Origin of the sequence: Pseudorhodoplanes sinuspersici (genome assembly GCF_002119765.1) — a bacterium.
Taxonomy (GTDB): Bacteria; Pseudomonadota; Alphaproteobacteria; order Rhizobiales; family Xanthobacteraceae; genus Pseudorhodoplanes; species Pseudorhodoplanes sinuspersici.
This window is the reverse complement of sequence record NZ_CP021112.1, coordinates 3923016-3938925: the sequence shown is the minus strand read 5'-3', so window position 1 is coordinate 3938925 and position 15910 is coordinate 3923016. Positions and strand designations below refer to the sequence as shown.

Sequence of the window (15910 nt, the reverse complement as noted above, 5' to 3'; positions counted from 1 at the left end):
ATCGTAAAGAAAGCGGTTCGCGTCAGGCGGCCGGCAGGACCAGTTCCGCCCGCAGGCCACCAATCGGCGCGGTCCCGAGCGTGAATGTCCCGCCATACAGCGCTGCGAGTTCCACCACGATCGAAAGCCCGAGCCCCGAGCCGGGTTTTGTCTCGTCCAGCCGGCGTCCCCGTCGCGTCACCTGTTCGCGCTCTGCGGGCGAAAGGCCCGGACCATCATCGTCGACAATGATCCGCACGACTTGCTGATCCGGCTCGGCCCGTTCCTTCAGAACCTCGATGGCGACCCGCCACTGCGCCCATTTGCAGGCATTGTCGACCAGATTGCCGACCATCTCCTCGAGATCCTGACGCTCGCCACGAAAGCGCGCATCCTCCGGGACATCGACCTTGAGGCGAAGATCCTTGTTGCGATTGGTCTTCTCCATCGTCCGTGCAATCGCCAGCACCACCGGCGCGACATCGGTGATCGTGCCGATCACCGTCAATCGCGCCGCCATGCGCGCGCGCTCAAGATGGCGGGCAATCTGGTCGCGCATGATGTCGGCTTGCTCGCTGACTTTTTGTGACAGTGGATCGTCGGCACGCGAGGATGCTTCATTCATGAGAACGGAGAGCGGCGTTTTCAGCGCGTGCGCGAGATTGCCGACATGGGTGCGCGCGCGTTCGACGATTTCGCGATTGGCATCGAGCAAGGCATTCGCTTCGCGCGCCAAGGGCGCAATTTCGACGGGGAAGCGGCCTTCGAGCCGTTCGGCCTGGCCGGAGCGAATGGCGGCCAGCTGTTGCGAAATGCGTTTGAGCGGGGACAGCCCGAATTGAACCTGAAAGCCTGTCGTCAGCAGGAGGACAAGCCCGAGACCGCAGAAGGTGACGATCAAGGCGCGGTTGAAGCTTCTGATATCGTCTTCGATTTCCGCTGCGTCGCCGGCCACCGCGACGAGATAATGGCCCTCTTCGCCGAGATCGACCGTGCGTTCGACCAGCCGCAGTTTCTGGTCTTCTGGCCCGTTGACATAGCCCGAGCGCACACCGAGTGCCGCAGCGGCGGTCGGCACAGGCAGGCGAGGCAGACCGCCATCCCACAGAGACCGAGAGGCCCGGATATCGGGCTTCGCACTGTCGAGCTGCGTCACCTGCCAATACCAGCCCGACAACGGCAATTCGAACAGCGGTTCGCTGACGCCTTGCGCCAGCTTGTCATCGGGTGTTTCGGGCGCGGCCAGATCGGCGACAAGCGTGCGCAGATAAACCTGCAGCCGTCCATCGAAGGCGCGCTCCACCGCCTCGCGATAAAGCGACGACAATAAAATGCCAGTGACCAGGATGATCGCGAGCGTCCAGCCGGCGGCCCAGAGAAAGAGCCGCAGCGCCAGCGAGTTAGCGCGCATCGCTCACCGACCTTGTCATGGCCGGGCATAGCCGTCCAAGACGGCGTCGTTGACGCCTTGTATCCCCGGTGTCCCCGGCCATCCACGTCCTGTCTTTGCCGCCAAGCGAAGACGTGGATGCCCGCAACAAGTGCGGGCATGACAGCTGATAGCTAGCGCGCATCGGGCGGCGTCAGCAGATAACCGAGCCCGCGAACGGTCTGAATGACATCGACGCCGAGCTTCTTGCGAATACGGCCGACAAAAACCTCGATGGTGTTGGAGTCGCGGTCGAAGTCCTGATCGTAAAGATGCTCGACCAGTTCGGTCCGCGACACGACACGCCCGGTATGATGCATGAGATAGGAGAGCAGCCGGTATTCGTGACTGGTCAGCCGCACGGGGCTGCCATCGACCGCCACCCGCCCGGTCCGCGTATCCAGCCGCACCGGCCCGCAATTGAATTCGCTCTTGGCGTGTCCGACCGAGCGGCGCAGCAGCGCGCGGACACGCGCCAGCACCTCCTCCATATGGAAGGGCTTGGGCACGTAATCGTCGGCCCCGGCGTCGAAGCCCTGGACCTTGTCGCTCCAGCGGTCGCGCGCGGTCAGCATCAGCACCGGCGTTGCACGGCCGGCCCGACGCCAGGATTCCAGCACCGAGATACCATCCATCTTGGGAAGACCGATATCGAGGATAATGGCGTCGTAGGGCTCGGTTTCACCGAGATAATGCCCCTCTTCGCCATCAAACGCGCGGTCCACCACGTAACCGGCTTCCGTCAGCGCGGTTGCCAATTGTCTGTTGAGGTCGGGATCGTCCTCGATCACGAGGAGACGCAATTTCAAGGCCCTCCGGATCAGCCGCCTTCCGCGAGAGTTCCACTCGCGGCATCGACGGTCGCACGGGTGACTTTGCCATCATGCGCGAGCAGAGTCAGCAGGTAGACGAGACCTTTCGACCCCTTGCAGAGCTTGGCATCGACCACCTCGCTACGGCGGGCCTTGGCGGCGCGGATGGCCTTGCCCAGGGGAACCACCTTGCCGCTCGCGGAGACGTGGCGCCGCTGCGCCGGCGAGAGGCATTGCCCATCGGCCAGCTTGCCGACGGCCTTCAGTTCAGCCGCCTGCGATGCGGATGCGCCAAGGACGGCGGTCAGCATCGCCGCAGCAAGGATAAGGAAGCGGATGGACATAGGAATCGACTAGGCCTCGACGCCTGAATGACGCATGAATATTGGCGCTCCACAGTGATCCACTATCCGTCAAACCCCGAAAAGCTCGCATATTCCTCCACGGGCGCGCGCGGCGCTCGCCAGGAATTGATTGGAGCCGTTTCGTCCGCGTAGCCCAGCGCCATACCGGAAAAGAGCATCATGTGCTCGGGCAAATCGAGGAAGGCCGACACGGCCTGCGGCCATGAAGCCCAGGCCTGCTGCGCACAAGCATGCAGACCGTAATCGCGCGCCAGCAGCATCACCGTCTGGATCAGGCCGCCCATGTCGGAATATTGCGCGACACCGAGCGTCCGATCGATCGAAAAGAAAATGCCGACCGGCGCGCCGAAGAATTCGAAGTTGCGGGCATACTGCCGGTAACGCGCAGGCTTGTCCTCGCGCGGCACATCGATCGACTTGTATAGACGTTCGCCAACATCGAAACGCCGTTTGCGGAAGGTCGCATTCATTTCCGGCGGGTAAATCGTGTACTCGGTGCCCTCGCCGCGCGGCAATTCGCCCATGCGCGGACGCAAGAGATCCTTCAGCGCCTCGACCTTCTTGCCGGCGATCACATCGATCCGCCATGGCTGCATGTTGCCGGCCGACGGCGCACGCACGGCGAGTTCGATGATCTCGCGGATCGTGCTTTCAGGGATCGGTGTGGGAAGGAAGGCGCGGCAGGAATAGCGGGAAGCAACGGCATCGCGGACATTCATCGATCTTGGACTCCAGAGGATCGACCTGTTTACGAAGCTGGCTGCGCCACGCCAAGCCCATTTGCCGCATACTACGTCCGCCCTGCCGCAAACACCCGCGCCACCTTCTCGAATGGCCGAGCGATGAAGAACGACAAGATGATCGCCTGCTCGTAGCCGTCATAAGGCGGCGGCAGCTTGGCAATGCCCCAGCCAAACATGAATGTTGAATCCAGCACGATGGCGCTAAAATGCAGGACGCAAGGATAGACGATCAACGGCCGGATGAAGGACGTCACCCACCAGCCGCGATCCGCTTCCATGATCTGCGCCTGCAGTTTCCGCGCCTCGATCTGCGCATTGAGCTGTGCCAGTGCGATCTGCGTGTCGGCCTGCACGCCGGTCTGAAACCGGACGAGATCGTCGCTTGCTTTCTGGCGGAGGTGATCCGCCACGCGGCCGATCAGGGTGTCGAACACGCCACCGCCGAGCCAACCGACAAGCCTGAGCAGGATCGATGTCAGCATGTCAGCAATCCCTCTGCCCGATCCGGCCTGTCGTCATCACGCGCAACGCCACTGTAGCGACACCAATGATGGCGATGATTTTCAGCGCGTGCTCCGGCGGCAGCAGCGGCGTGATGTCGACCAGTTGCAGCGCATTGAGAATGTCGAGAGACGCTCCCGCCACGGTGAGCGCGCCACCGAAGATAACGGTGCGCCATCCTTTTAGCTTAAGACGGAACGAGGTTATGACGTTGGCGCCGATGACAGGCGGCGCGGCGGCATCCTGCTTGCGCTTGTGCCAGATGGTCCAGCCGATCCAGCCGGCAACAGCAAGCACGGCACTCATGGCAACGACTGCCAGAACAACCGACGCCGGTGCACCCACATCGTGAGTTGCCAGTGCGGCGCCTGCTCCGGCGGCGACCGTCGCCGCCGTCGTCGTCGTGCGTACGGATGTCGGTGCTGGAACATGTCCTTTGCCGCTTACCGCTGACGATGCAGCCGGCGTAACCGCCTCACTCTTCGCCATCGCCAAGGCGTCACGCCGCACATCGGAGACGCGGCGTCCCCACCCGACGCCGAACACGGGCCAGGTCTTCAGCGATTTCAGGAAAGCAAGACGCTCATCGCACAACTTTGCAACCAGAGTGGGCAGGTTGGCCGTACGGACGTTGGCAATGACCTCATCGGTCATCGCTCCGCTCGCAGCAAGTCCCAGCAGACGTTGCAGCACCTTGGTCGCGCGGCTCGGGCCGGAGTTAACACCATAGTCGAACACGGCGTAATCGAGACCCGCCGGCAATTCATCGCAGCGCAAGACGTTCCAGTAACTCGTTTTGTAGATCGCCTTTGCATCCGATAACGGCATCGCTCGCACTTCGGCGGCCGTCACCGCGCGCCCCTTGAAGCGCGCATAACTGGCGATGGTGATGCCATAATTGGTGGCGCCGCCCGGATCGGACGGATGATTGGAATAGCCGCCCTCATGCTTCAGCACGCGGACGAGCGAGGCTTCATAATTCGATGCAACCATGTGCGCGCCCTAAAGATCCAGCCTGAGCGGCCATTTGCCGGACCAATAGCGATAAGCGGACAGAGCCGCGATTTGGACGATCACAATCGCCCAGCCGATCCATTCCATGTCGATCTCCTTGAAATGAAAAAAGCCGCGCTTGCGGCGCGGCTTTCAGCCCAAAATACAAAAGCCAGCCTCACGGCTGGCTTTTGTCGGTCCGGCCTTCCGGCCGTGACGCGGAACGAATTACTTCGGCCGGCTGCCCGAAGAGGCGCGACCGGTGACGAGAATACTGGCGACCATCAGAGACATGGCGGTGTTCCTTGTGCGAGCGGCCCAAAGCGGCGCTCTGTTCCGTCGCAGCCAATCACCATCGCGTTCATTCATGACACGCCGATAACGGAATGATCTCCATCACGCGACGGACTGTCGCAACAATGACAATTGCTGAATTTCATCCATCACCCGCTGCTGTAACACGGGGTCGTCATCGATTGCGCTATGAAAAGTGGCAACTTGCTCCTGGATCAAGACGCCCTTGAAGCCGGGCGCTACTTTGAGGACGCCGCGTCCAAGCGGACTGATCTTCTGATAAAAGCAGAGCGCTCGCGCGACATTCGCCGGCACCGGCGGCGGGCCAAACAACACACGAAAGCTGGTCGGATCGAAACACACGACCAGCGGCACGGCGATGCGCTCACTTGATAACTTCGTCGCAACTTTCAGCGCCGCATCGGCGCCCATCGAGTGCCCGATCAGGATCGGTCGCTTGCCATCGCGTGCAGCCGCCACAGCCGTTGTCGCAATTACCCCGACTTCGCCATAAGGCCGGAGGAACGAGCCCTGCTCGTGAACGCTGGCAGCAACACCGGCTGCTTTCAGCTTGCGCGCAAGCCCATCCATGCCCCCGGAAAAGAAAAAGGGCCGGCCACCGGCCAGCCCTCGAATGAGAAAGACGCGCAGCGGCGCGTCGTCATGTAATATTGTCATTGGATCGTAACAGCCTCTCCTGCCTATGCTGAAACCCGCTCCGGCAAGTCATAGCCGTGAAGCCTTGCCGCCGTCTCGACGACCGGACGCACCATCTCGACATCCTCCGGCGACATGTTTTCCCGCCAGCGTTCGACGCGCGTCGTATGATCCTGCCGCGACCAATGCGTCTGACGCTTGGCTTCATAGCTGTCCGGCGACTTGGCATTGCCGACACGCGCGGCCCAGGCCTCAATGCCCTCCGCATGATCGATCATATCGATGCCCGCCTTGTCGCAAACCTGCCTTGCGAAATAATGCGGATCGCAGACCAGATCTTCGTAATGCATCACTGCTGCAATATCCCTGACTGCACGATAGCCGGTCTCATTGATATGCTGCCAGTGTCGCGCGCATTGCATAATGACGGGACGCTTCTGCCACTCCATCCAGTCCGGCGGTTTCGGGTTATGCGACCAGTCGGCCGTAATGCCTGGCCGAAGCGAGCAGATGGCATCCAGCGGATGGCGGACCTGCCAAAAGATGACACGCGGCTCCGGCACAATTGCCAGCAAATCCTCCAAGAGGAATGGCAAACCCGGGGTCATCCTCTCCCCGGACGACCGCTTGGGCACTTTGATCGCGACGGGGCCGGCCTTGAAATCGATCGTTCGCAGGTCATCGAAAGCCGGCTCGAAACGATAGCGGCCTCGATATGACGGCAGGCTCTCGAACAACTCGCCGAAAATCGACGTGCCGCTGCGGCCGCAGCCGAGAATGACGGCATGGGCACTCGTCAGCGCTTCAACCACTGACGTCCGCTCCTCCGAAGCCGCTGACGCAGTTGCATGCGGTCAAGACCTCCGACATCGATTGAAATGTCCTCGCCAATCTCCAGCACGGTGTTTGCCCCTGCGGGCAAAGGATGAGTGGTGAAGCTTTCCGTCAGCGATTGAAGCGTCACATAGTGAACACCGTCGAGACTATGCCAGGTATTCCAGTGCACATGGCCAGACAGCGACAAAATCGCGTTGCTGTTGGACAGCATCATCCGGGCTTCGGCGGCATTGAGAAACTCCGCACGGCCGCGCTTGCCTTCGAAATAGTAATTTCCGAATAACGGTCCGGCCAGCAGCGGCACATGCGAAAAAACGATGCTCGGTAATGGCGATTGCAACGCACCGGACAGCCATTCCAGTTCGGACGGCGCCAGATTGTAATCGTGACGTCCACGCTGGTTATCCACATCGGGACAGAAGAAGATCAGCCGGTAACCAGCGATCTCCATGATCTTTGATCCGATCTCTGTCTGCAGGATGTCGGACCAGTGCTGAGCCGTCAGGAAATAGCTGTCGTGGTTTCCCATCAGGTGGACGCGTGGCACGCGGGCCTGCATGAAGACTGCGGCGATATCCTTGGCCAGCCCGATATCTTCTTCAGGTCCTAGATCTTCAATCCGGTCCCCAAGGTCGACTAGAAGATCGTATTCACCAGCCATCGTCTGTGAAACGACAGGTTCGAGAAGCTGTAGCCCCTGTGAGCAGAGCTTCGGCCGCGCATCGACATATCTGTGGTGAACATCGGACACGATGAGAATACGGAGAGACTTGGTCATAGACGGAAATGGATCTCCCGCATGCTGCGAAGACACCGCCGAAATAAACAACCGCCAAAAATCGCCAGCGACTCTTTAGCCAAGCTACAGACAGCAAGTCTGCGCGAAACGAGGGCACAATGGAATACATAAGTCGGCAGCCGCTATGGATTATCCATATTGCCCGCCCGTTGCCGTCGTTCCGGCGGCGTCGCCTGGCAGATAATTGACTCCGGCGCCCGTCACATTGACCCCGGCATTCAGGGTCACGTCGTAGCGTTTCCCGTTTGCCGCACCGGTGAAGGTATTTCCGTTCAGCACCGCCATCCCTGCTGTCGTTCCCAGCACAAAGGCGCCGCTGAAGGTGGGGTTACCGATCTGCATGACCGTCCGACCGGAGATCCGAACAACTCCGCAAAGACCCATATTGATATGAGATCCGGCATTGCCGACGATGGAATAATTCCCGATCGCCTCCACCAGCCCGCCGATCTCCGCCCGCATATGAGAGGATCCGCTGGTCCCAAACCGGACATTGCCGAATTGCATGAACCCGCCGACGCTGGCGACCAGACAATTGGTCCCGCCTGTCGTCCGCAATTCCATATCCTTGACGATCAGGGACGCTCCTGATGCCGCGCGAAAACAGCCGACCGAAGACGCATTCACAATCACATTCTGAGGATGCGTCGCATTGCCCTGAATGGTCACTGTGCCGGTGCCGAGCCGCGGCGCCGTAGCATTGCCGCCGACGGTATAGGTGCCGTCGCCAAGCTGGATCGTAGCATTGAAGGCATCGAGATCGAGCGTTCCAAAAACAATATCGATCGCCTTTTGGATGGTGAGAAAAGCGCCTCCTGCGCTGTTGACCAGACCATCGTTGGCATCGCTCCCGTCGGTTCGCACATAATAAGTGCGAGCCGCTGTCAGCTTCTCACGAATGCCGACGGCGCCTTGCGGAAAACTCACCTTCCCCGTGTCAGACGCGACCACGATGCCCTCGCGCCAGGTCGCACCGTCATCAGACACCTTGACATGAAAATCGTCGTCGCCGGTCAAGCCAATCTCGGCGCGGCTATAGAAATCATTCTGAAACAAAAGAGAGAGGGTTTTGGCGACGCTTTCCTTGGAGAGCGTGTAGCGCAGATCGCCGTTGCCGCCATCGGCCACCGTTTTCGCCGCAAACAACGCGCTGTTGAGACGCGCCGACAATGGATTGATGGCATCGGCAGTCGCGGCTAATCCCAGGCGAGACACATTCTGCAATTGTGGCGCCGCGCCCAGCAGCGGCACCCAGTTGCTGCCGTCAAAAACAAGCGTTACGCCCTCGTCGATCACATAGGCAATCCAGCCGGGCTGCGGCGCGAAAAAAGCAAAGGCGCCGTCGCGAAAATGCGCAATCTGGTTGTCCTTCCCGGCAAAGCCACCACTTCCGGCGGGCTTCACCAGATATCGCGAACCTTCCGCCGGCGCGCCGGGAGGCGACGACAAGTCGCGGTCGTCAACCGCCAGCATCACGAGGGCGTCGAGAATGCGCAGTGCCTCGTTGTGCGTGACGTGCTTTTGTGCCTGCGCGGCTGCGATATAAGGCAACGCCAGATGCAATGAATTGGTCATATTTTTCTCGGTATGGAACAGGGCTTGGCGCGCTCTGCGCATGATGGAGGCGAGGCAAGGACGATGGACGTATTCAGCGCGGTCGCGCTCACACCGGACAATCGTTTTCCGGGCGAAACGCTGATCAGAAGTGTCGGCGCCAACGCATTGCTGCCGCGCTATCCGAACATCGGCAGCACTGGCGGGAAGCCCTGGGTGATGGGGTCATCGGCGCCGGAAAGGGTACTGGGCGTGCTGCATCTGACCAACTACCGGCTCGTGTTCAAACCGACCGAGCGGCCGACGCCCGTCTTTTCGATTTTTCTACCTGCGATCCTCGACGTGAGAAATACCTCGTGGCTCCTCGTCCGCAAATTCAGGGTCACGATGAGGGACGGCACCTATATCGAATTCATCAGGTGGGGCATCCGGCCATTTATCGAGATCGTGACCAAGGCGCGCATGCAAGCCGAAAGCCTTGACTGGGACACCATTGCCGCCGATGTCGCTGCTGAAGAAAGCAAGGCCGGGGACTGGCACGTGGGGCCCTGAGGTCACGCCACCGCAAGAGCCACCTCTGTCGCAACACCACGTCCCACGGTCGCAGACATCTGCGCGATCCGTACCGAGATCGTATCGAGAGCGCCGCCGAAATCGTCAATCTCGTCATCGCTTGAATACGTGACGCTCGTCGTCGCCGATTGCAGCACACGCTTCACGACATCGCCGTCAAGAATGTCAATCTCGTAGCGCTCCCCATCCTCACCAAGCGGCACATCGAGCGTTTCCCAGGAATCGCCGCTCACCCGCGTCCGCCGGATCCACGACAGCGTGATGCCGTCCGCGCCGCGCGTCGCCCGCAGATGCACAGGGGCATAAGGACGCAAGGCAATCGCCTGTGGCGTTGCCTCCGCTGTCACTGCGGCGATATCGCCATGATCGCGGCTGGCCGCGCCAATCCGGAGCGAGAGCGGACGGCCGAGCATTTCGAGACCGCGCGCCACCGGCACAAGTTGCTGATCGAGCAAGACAAAGGTCGCGCCCTCTTCCAGCAGGTCGGCCATGGACCATTCGCTGCCACCCTGCCCGCGCAATAGCCGCGATAATTCGTAAGTGCCGTTGCCAACCAGTTCGGCATTGGCAAACTGAAAGATCTCGTATGCGCCAGTCGGCCCCTGCAACGCGGCAAGGTTCGCACCGCCCAGCAACGTCTGGTCCGACACCGACGCCAGGACACCGCCAAAGAGCTGCACGCGAACGCGGTTTGCATCGTCGAAACACCCGAGAGGGCCGCGCGGCAAGGGATCGATCATCTCGCCGACAATCGCCGGCGCCACAGCGGTAGCGACTTGCTCATAGGACGCGCCATCGCGTGAGCGCCAGATCGCAACGGGACCGGGCCACGGATCGGCAAAGATCGCCGCCCGCGTCAGCACGACAGGCTCTTCGCCATTGAACGATGGCAGATCGAGCAATCGAACTTCCACCGGGCCGATGGCCGGCGGCACCGAAGGCGCGGTTACGCTGGCCGGCGCCAATGGCAGGTTGAAGATTTCAGGATCGATCGAGCGCGCCTTCACCGCACGCGATTGCGTATCGACGATCTCGCTCACCTCGAGCAAGCGCCGCCGGCCATCGACCGTCAGCGCGATCACGTCACCCGGCGAAAGCGACAGCAGACTTGGCGGCAAGGCGAAGTTGGCACTCTCCCGACCGGCCCAGACGTCCTGCAGCCAGATGTCCGCGCGGCGCTCGGCCGACACACCGTTGGTGACGATAGCAAGATCGTTCTGTGTCAATCGCGACGATCCGCCGACCAGCCGCCGCGATGTGGCCGCCGATCGCCGATAATCGTTCTGTAAGTCGGTAAAGCCGAGCGCCACCGCACGCGGCAATTCGGTTTCCTGCGCGCGCAGAAGGCGCAGCGGCGCCCCCTTGTCTCCGAGCACGCAATCACTTTCCGCGAGTTCGATCACCGGCACGCCGCCGCGCGGGCGAAAAACGAGTTGACCGTCCTCCTCGGCCGCATCGAACGCGTAAACTTGCGCCAAAGGCTCGATCGCGGCGCGGGCGCTCATCGGCCGGTCGATGACGTAACCATCCGGTCCTTCGCCGAGCGCACTGACATCGCAAGAAACGACGCCGGCATCGGACAGGATGGCCGACATCAGCCCTTCCATATTGGACGCCCCCAGCCGGCCGGTGAGCCAATGACCGGTTTCCCAGTTTGGTCCATCGCTCCACACGTCGGTGACCGCTGGGAAAATCGGATAGGGCCGCGCGTCCCAGGTCCAGATATGGATACCGGACGGATCGACCATTCGGCCACCGTATAAAGGTGACACCGGATTGAGGTCGCTCTCGTCGGCGAAGACGCCCAGCACCGCTTCGAGAAAGCGCCGCTGGATCAGATCGTCGCGGCGTTTGTTCGAAAAGTGAGGAAAGCCGCCGACCGATGACTTCGCATCGGGAAACACGCTCGGCTGGTTCGAGCCCTTGTCCACCGCCGAGCATCCGGTTTCGGTCAGCCAGATCGGTTTCGATTGCGGCACCCATGCCGTCGCGCTGCCGAGCTCCACCCCACCGACGCGCTCATGATGCGGCTGCGACCAGAAATTCCAGATGTCTTTCTGCCGATAGATCCAGGGCTTGCCGAGCCCGTCGGTGATCGGCGTGCGCGTTTGCGTGGCTCGCGCGGCGGCATCCGCATAATAGAAATCGAACGCCTCCCCGCCATTCACATTGGCCGCGAGATACTCGCGATCATGGATCGTATCGGCCAAGGCGCGGTCGGCATGATCGGGGGTATCGCGCCAATCCGACAGCGGCGGATAATAATCGATACCGATTGCATCGATATCCGGCGACGCCCATAACGGGTCGAGCGGAAAGCGGACTTCGTTCGCCCCGGCATCGACCACATGCGCACCGTATTCGGTCCAGTCGGCGGCATAGGTGACGACGGTGTCGTTGCCGAGAATCTCCTTCACATCGGACGCCAGCGCGACGAATTGACCAACCGCCGGATACACACCGGAAGCCGCACGCACGCGCGTCAGGCTCTTCATCTCCGAGCCGATGAGAAAGGCATCGACGCCGCCGGCCTCTTTCGCCAGCGTCGCGTAATGCAGGATGAAGCGGCGATGATTCCAGCCGGCCCCGCCCCCCGCATCGAAGAAAGCATCGACTTGCGCACCGGCTGCGCTGGTGCCGTCCGGTGACCCCTCCACGCCGGGCGCAGGGAAACAGGTGATCTCGCCACGCCACGGAAATGCCGGCTGCGGCGCCTCGCCAGTCCACGGATCGGGCAACGCATTATCCGGCGGCACATCCATCATCACGAAGGGATAAAGCGTCACCTTGAGCCCGCGGCTCTTCAGCTCCTCAATGAGATGCCGCACGCTGGCGTCGGACGGCGTGCCGCCAAAGGCCGGACGATCGTCGACTACGGACACGCGATAGGCATTATTGCGATTCACCCCGGCAACGGACCATGTCGCGCCATGCGTCTCCTTTTCGCGATTGTCGATGCCCGGTCTGATGCGGCACTCGCCGGCGCGCAGATCGTTGCCGAACCAGGTCACGACGATCGCGACCCGCTCGAGATTGGGACACGTCGCCTGTAATTCATCGAGCGACGCAACGACATCGGAATCCGCATAGGACACATGACGGTTCTCCGGCGCCGACTTGCCCTTGCCCATGACACGAACGACAGTGGATGGCTCGTAGCCAAACTCCGTCGCACCCGGGATCAAGGTCACCGCGCGGATCTGCTGCTCCAGTGCACCGACCGGACGCATGACCTCGAACGACAATTGCGGAATGCGATTGCCGAATTGCGCGACCGGCAACCGCTCGAACACGATATAAGCGAGGCCGCGATACGCCGGCGCATTGTCCGCGCCTTCCTTCGCAACGATCAGCGGATCGGCGGGCTGATCATCATCGCCGCGATACACACGATAGTTGATGCGTTTGAGGTCCAGCAGCTTGCCGTCGGCAAACACGCGCGCGACATGACCGATCGGGCCTTCGCAAAGGCCGACGGCGATGTTGGCATAATAGGAATAGGTTGTCGTCTTGGTGGTCACCGGCTGAGACGCCGCGCTTCCGCCGCCGCCCTTTCCGCCTCCGCCGCCTGTCGTTTCGGTGCGGGTGTCGATCGCTTCCTGCAGCGCCGTTGCCCAGATCACCTGACCGGCAATGCGTGCACGGCCATACACGCGCTGAATCGGCGCGCCTTCAGTCGACACCATCACGTCGAGATCGCGCAGCCGCGGCCCTTCGCGCGTTTGCTGGGTGCCGCTGCTACCGAACAGCGATTGGTCGATCAGGCTGCCGGCCACAGCGCCAGCGAGCCGCCCCGCCATCGCGCCGACGGTGCCGAACAATGCGCCGCCGGCGGCACCGCCTGCGGTGGACAGAACGAGTGATGCCATTACTCATTCACTCCAGATTCTTGCACTCCAGATTCTTGCACTCCCGGAAACCGGAACGCATAGCCGACGCGGCGGCGCCACCATGGGGCGAATGCCACTTCGGCGACAGCCGCGCCGTCATGGGCATGGATCATCGTGCCGTCGCCGGTCAGGATCGCGGCATGCTTGGCAACCATGCCGCTACGCCAGCGAAACAGCACGACATCGCCCGCTGTCATAGCCTTGAGCGATACGGCGATGAGATGACGTGTCCCCGCCTCCGCCAGCGATTCAAAGTGCGAGGCCTCCGCCCAGTCGCGCGAATAGGCCGGTACGCGCTCCGGCTCTTCGCCATACAGTGCGCGCCACACGCCGCGCACGAGGCCAAGGCAATCGCAGCCAATGCCTTTCAGCGAAGCCTGATGCTGATACGGCGTGCCAATCCACGCGCGCGCCTGCGCGACGATGTCCGATGGAGTGATGTGCATGGTATTAGTCGCCGCTCAGGCTTTTGCCGTCGTGCCCCGGCTCGCCGTCAATGGCATAGCGCACGATGAAATCGTTGCCCGGAATATGCGGAAAGCCACGAAAATTCAGCGCATTGTTGAAGCGGTCGCGGCAGGTGGCAAAGCGCTTGTCGCATCCCGCGGTGACGATAAACGTATCTTCGGGTGCAATCGGCTCCGCCATCGCCTGCCACAGCTCGATGACGACGTTGTCACTCGCGATATAATGGCGCTTCACTTCCATGGCACTGCCGCCATTCGCGCCGCTCGTGAATGTCAGCCGCCCGGCGGTGAACCAGCCAACGTCAAAATCATCCAGGCCGGAGACCGTGAAAGCCGACACGCCTCGCGGCGCGACGATGCTTCCCTCACCGCGATACAACGGGTCATCGAGATCGATCTTGCAACGCGTGTCGCCAAGGTCGGCGCTGCAGGCCGCGGTGTACAGCCGTCCGGTCTCATGCGCGAGCGTGTCTGCAAGCCCGCGCAGTTCCGCCGCGAAGGCCGCGCCTTCCCGCCGCACCTCGCCGATATGGCCGCGTGTCATCAGCACATTCAGGGCTGGCTCGCTCCAGTCGACAATATACATGTCGACCTGCGCCGCATCGTAGTGGCCGGCCGCCAGCGCTGACTCGTTCAGTGAATCATCCGACAGCGCGCCGGATACTTCCACGCCATCAACCGAGAGGCCGAGCCGAGCCACCGCCTCTGACCCCGTGAAGCCCGTATCAGCGCGGCAGCTCACGCCATTCACGATGACAGTCTGATCGTGGTCGGTGAAGCCCTGCACCACGCCATCGCGCCGGGTGAGAATCCAGCAGCGGCACAATGTGGTGGCGCCGGCGTCGAGTTTTGCCTGAAAGGCGGGAGAGATGTTGCGCATTGTTGTCCTTCCCCCTCCCCTGGAGGGGGAGGGTCGGCAAGCATTGAGCGATAGCGAGATGCGAGCCGGGGTGGGGTGAAAGGCCCTTCGATCAAAGAAGTCACCCCACCCCGCCGCTCGTTTCACTCGCGACGACCCTCCCCCTCCAGGGGAGGGTGAAAGCTAAAGTCTGATCTCAACAAGCGGAATTTTCGGAATCGCACCTGCCGCGAATGCTGACAGATCGACCTCCAGATAATCGGTGTCGAACCGAACCGGCACGTCGAACAAAAAGCCGGCGCTGATCGCCGCGCCCTCACCGGGTACATGACCATCGAGAAACGTCACAACGCCTGTCGTCACGTCACAGGAAAAATCGACACCCTCGCCAGCTTCGTCACCATTGACCGCAACACGCACACTGCCACTCACCGGCTTCACAATCGGCCGGGCGTAGGGCGCGAATGTGCCGCCATATGTCTTGATCAACGAAAAGCCGGTGCGTTCGCCGTCACCAATCCCGATCGCCTGATCGAGCGGCGTCACCGCGAGGCCTGGCGCCGCCGAGGAATGATCGAGCCGGTCGCGCCAGCGAAAGCCATGCAGCATGCCGCGACGTTCCTCGAAAAAAGCGATGACCTCACTCAAGGCGTCGAAAGACTTGACGCCGTAACCCGCGTCGTAACGCCGCCGCGAATGCGCCCAGCGGGCATTGCGCTCCTCTCGCCCTGAGCCGAGCGCGACGATTTCCGTGCGCCGTTCCGGCCCGCCGGCGCTGTTCAGCGCGATATCGAGCGGGAACAGAATGTCGTGGAACGCTGGCGCCATGATGGCTCCTTCGGCAATAACGGCAGGGTCGTTCGGGAACCGGGAGCGGTTTCGCGATTTTAGATAGGTCCGAGCCCCACAGGAGAGAGCGATGGCCACCTGCGAAACCTGCGGCAATGACTATGACAAGCCCATCCATGTCACGAAGAATGGCACCAGCCACACCTATGACAGTTTCGAATGCGCGATCCATGCCCTGGCACCGACCTGCGCGAATTGCGGCATCCGGATCGTCGGCCACGGCATGGAAAAAGACGGCACATATTTCTGCTGCGATCACTGCGCCGAGCACAAGGGCGTCACCGGATTGCGCGATCGCCTTTAATACCG

Annotated in this window: 16 protein-coding genes; 2 read left to right on the top strand and 14 right to left on the bottom strand. The window is 61.7% G+C overall.

The window, feature by feature from the left end:
• Positions 1 to 22: 22 nt before the first annotated feature.
• From CAK95_RS19145 to CAK95_RS19100, 10 genes are all read right to left on the bottom strand, one after another.
• Positions 23 to 1390, bottom strand: coding sequence for an ATP-binding protein (locus CAK95_RS19145; protein ID WP_086089363.1), 1368 nt, complete (start codon positions 1388 to 1390; stop codon positions 23 to 25).
• A gap of 152 nt (positions 1391 to 1542) precedes the next feature.
• Positions 1543 to 2211: a response regulator transcription factor gene (locus CAK95_RS19140; RefSeq protein WP_086091518.1), complete on the bottom strand. Its 669-nt coding sequence runs from the start codon at positions 2209 to 2211 to the stop codon at positions 1543 to 1545.
• A gap of 17 nt (positions 2212 to 2228) precedes the next feature.
• Positions 2229 to 2564, bottom strand: a complete 336-nt coding sequence (locus tag CAK95_RS19135; RefSeq protein ID WP_086089362.1) for a PepSY domain-containing protein — start codon at positions 2562 to 2564, stop codon at positions 2229 to 2231.
• 62 nt (positions 2565 to 2626) lie between these two features.
• Positions 2627 to 3304, bottom strand: coding sequence for a nitroreductase (locus tag CAK95_RS19130; RefSeq protein WP_086089361.1), 678 nt, complete (start codon positions 3302 to 3304; stop codon positions 2627 to 2629).
• 71 nt (positions 3305 to 3375) lie between these two features.
• Positions 3376 to 3810, bottom strand: coding sequence for a hypothetical protein (locus tag CAK95_RS19125; protein ID WP_086089360.1), 435 nt, complete (start codon positions 3808 to 3810; stop codon positions 3376 to 3378).
• Position 3811: 1 nt separating this feature from the next.
• Positions 3812 to 4822, bottom strand: coding sequence for a glycoside hydrolase family 108 protein (locus tag CAK95_RS19120; RefSeq protein WP_086089359.1), 1011 nt, complete (start codon positions 4820 to 4822; stop codon positions 3812 to 3814).
• A gap of 396 nt (positions 4823 to 5218) precedes the next feature.
• Positions 5219 to 5794, bottom strand: coding sequence for a hypothetical protein (locus CAK95_RS19115; RefSeq protein WP_086089358.1), 576 nt, complete (start codon positions 5792 to 5794; stop codon positions 5219 to 5221).
• A 23-nt stretch (positions 5795 to 5817) separates the two neighbouring features.
• On the bottom strand, positions 5818 to 6585 hold the full coding sequence (locus tag CAK95_RS19110; protein WP_147413452.1) for a sulfotransferase: 768 nt from the start codon (positions 6583 to 6585) through the stop codon (positions 5818 to 5820).
• Positions 6570 to 7388, bottom strand: a complete 819-nt coding sequence (locus CAK95_RS19105; protein WP_086089356.1) for a metallophosphoesterase family protein — start codon at positions 7386 to 7388, stop codon at positions 6570 to 6572. Before CAK95_RS19105 ends, CAK95_RS19110 begins: the two co-directional genes overlap by 16 nt.
• Before the next feature lie 150 nt (positions 7389 to 7538).
• Positions 7539 to 8984: a DUF2793 domain-containing protein gene (locus tag CAK95_RS19100; protein ID WP_157699679.1), complete on the bottom strand. Its 1446-nt coding sequence runs from the start codon at positions 8982 to 8984 to the stop codon at positions 7539 to 7541.
• 63 nt (positions 8985 to 9047) lie between these two features.
• Between CAK95_RS19100 and CAK95_RS19095 the strand changes: the two genes are divergently transcribed.
• Positions 9048 to 9515 carry a hypothetical protein gene (locus tag CAK95_RS19095; protein WP_086089354.1) on the top strand — a complete coding sequence of 156 codons (468 nt, stop codon included), beginning with the start codon at positions 9048 to 9050 and terminating at the stop codon, positions 9513 to 9515.
• 2 nt (positions 9516 to 9517) lie between these two features.
• Here the strand turns inward: CAK95_RS19095 and CAK95_RS19090 are convergent, their stop codons facing one another.
• The 4 genes from CAK95_RS19090 to CAK95_RS19075 form a co-directional block, all read right to left on the bottom strand.
• Positions 9518 to 13405 carry a baseplate multidomain protein megatron gene (locus tag CAK95_RS19090; protein ID WP_086089353.1) on the bottom strand — a complete coding sequence of 1296 codons (3888 nt, stop codon included), beginning with the start codon at positions 13403 to 13405 and terminating at the stop codon, positions 9518 to 9520.
• Positions 13405 to 13872: an NlpC/P60 family protein gene (locus CAK95_RS19085; RefSeq protein WP_086089352.1), complete on the bottom strand. Its 468-nt coding sequence runs from the start codon at positions 13870 to 13872 to the stop codon at positions 13405 to 13407. The genes CAK95_RS19090 and CAK95_RS19085 overlap by 1 nt, the downstream gene beginning before the upstream one ends.
• A 4-nt stretch (positions 13873 to 13876) precedes the next feature.
• Positions 13877 to 14773: a DUF2163 domain-containing protein gene (locus tag CAK95_RS19080; RefSeq protein WP_086089351.1), complete on the bottom strand. Its 897-nt coding sequence runs from the start codon at positions 14771 to 14773 to the stop codon at positions 13877 to 13879.
• A gap of 162 nt (positions 14774 to 14935) precedes the next feature.
• On the bottom strand, positions 14936 to 15580 hold the full coding sequence (locus CAK95_RS19075) for a DUF2460 domain-containing protein (protein WP_086089350.1): 645 nt from the start codon (positions 15578 to 15580) through the stop codon (positions 14936 to 14938).
• 91 nt (positions 15581 to 15671) lie between these two features.
• On the opposite strand from CAK95_RS19075, the gene CAK95_RS19070 reads away from it, so the two are divergent.
• Positions 15672 to 15905: a hypothetical protein gene (locus CAK95_RS19070; protein ID WP_086089349.1), complete on the top strand. Its 234-nt coding sequence runs from the start codon at positions 15672 to 15674 to the stop codon at positions 15903 to 15905.
• Positions 15906 to 15910: the final 5 nt, after the last annotated feature.

Coding starts and splice junctions, on each gene's coding strand:
- CAK95_RS19085 (WP_086089352.1), bottom strand. CDS start 13,872: ATGCACATCACTCCATCGGACATCGTCGCGCAGGCGCGCGCGTGGATT.
- CAK95_RS19080 (WP_086089351.1), bottom strand. CDS start 14,773: ATGCGCAACATCTCTCCCGCCTTTCAGGCAAAACTCGACGCCGGCGCC.
- CAK95_RS19070 (WP_086089349.1), top strand. CDS start 15,672: ATGGCCACCTGCGAAACCTGCGGCAATGACTATGACAAGCCCATCCAT.
- CAK95_RS19135 (WP_086089362.1), bottom strand. CDS start 2,564: ATGTCCATCCGCTTCCTTATCCTTGCTGCGGCGATGCTGACCGCCGTC.
- CAK95_RS19105 (WP_086089356.1), bottom strand. CDS start 7,388: ATGACCAAGTCTCTCCGTATTCTCATCGTGTCCGATGTTCACCACAGA.
- CAK95_RS19130 (WP_086089361.1), bottom strand. CDS start 3,304: ATGAATGTCCGCGATGCCGTTGCTTCCCGCTATTCCTGCCGCGCCTTC.
- CAK95_RS19090 (WP_086089353.1), bottom strand. CDS start 13,405: ATGGCATCACTCGTTCTGTCCACCGCAGGCGGTGCCGCCGGCGGCGCA.
- CAK95_RS19095 (WP_086089354.1), top strand. CDS start 9,048: ATGGACGTATTCAGCGCGGTCGCGCTCACACCGGACAATCGTTTTCCG.
- CAK95_RS19115 (WP_086089358.1), bottom strand. CDS start 5,794: ATGACAATATTACATGACGACGCGCCGCTGCGCGTCTTTCTCATTCGA.
- CAK95_RS19120 (WP_086089359.1), bottom strand. CDS start 4,822: ATGGTTGCATCGAATTATGAAGCCTCGCTCGTCCGCGTGCTGAAGCAT.
- CAK95_RS19075 (WP_086089350.1), bottom strand. CDS start 15,580: ATGGCGCCAGCGTTCCACGACATTCTGTTCCCGCTCGATATCGCGCTG.
- CAK95_RS19145 (WP_086089363.1), bottom strand. CDS start 1,390: ATGCGCGCTAACTCGCTGGCGCTGCGGCTCTTTCTCTGGGCCGCCGGC.
- CAK95_RS19100 (WP_157699679.1), bottom strand. CDS start 8,984: ATGACCAATTCATTGCATCTGGCGTTGCCTTATATCGCAGCCGCGCAG.
- CAK95_RS19125 (WP_086089360.1), bottom strand. CDS start 3,810: ATGCTGACATCGATCCTGCTCAGGCTTGTCGGTTGGCTCGGCGGTGGC.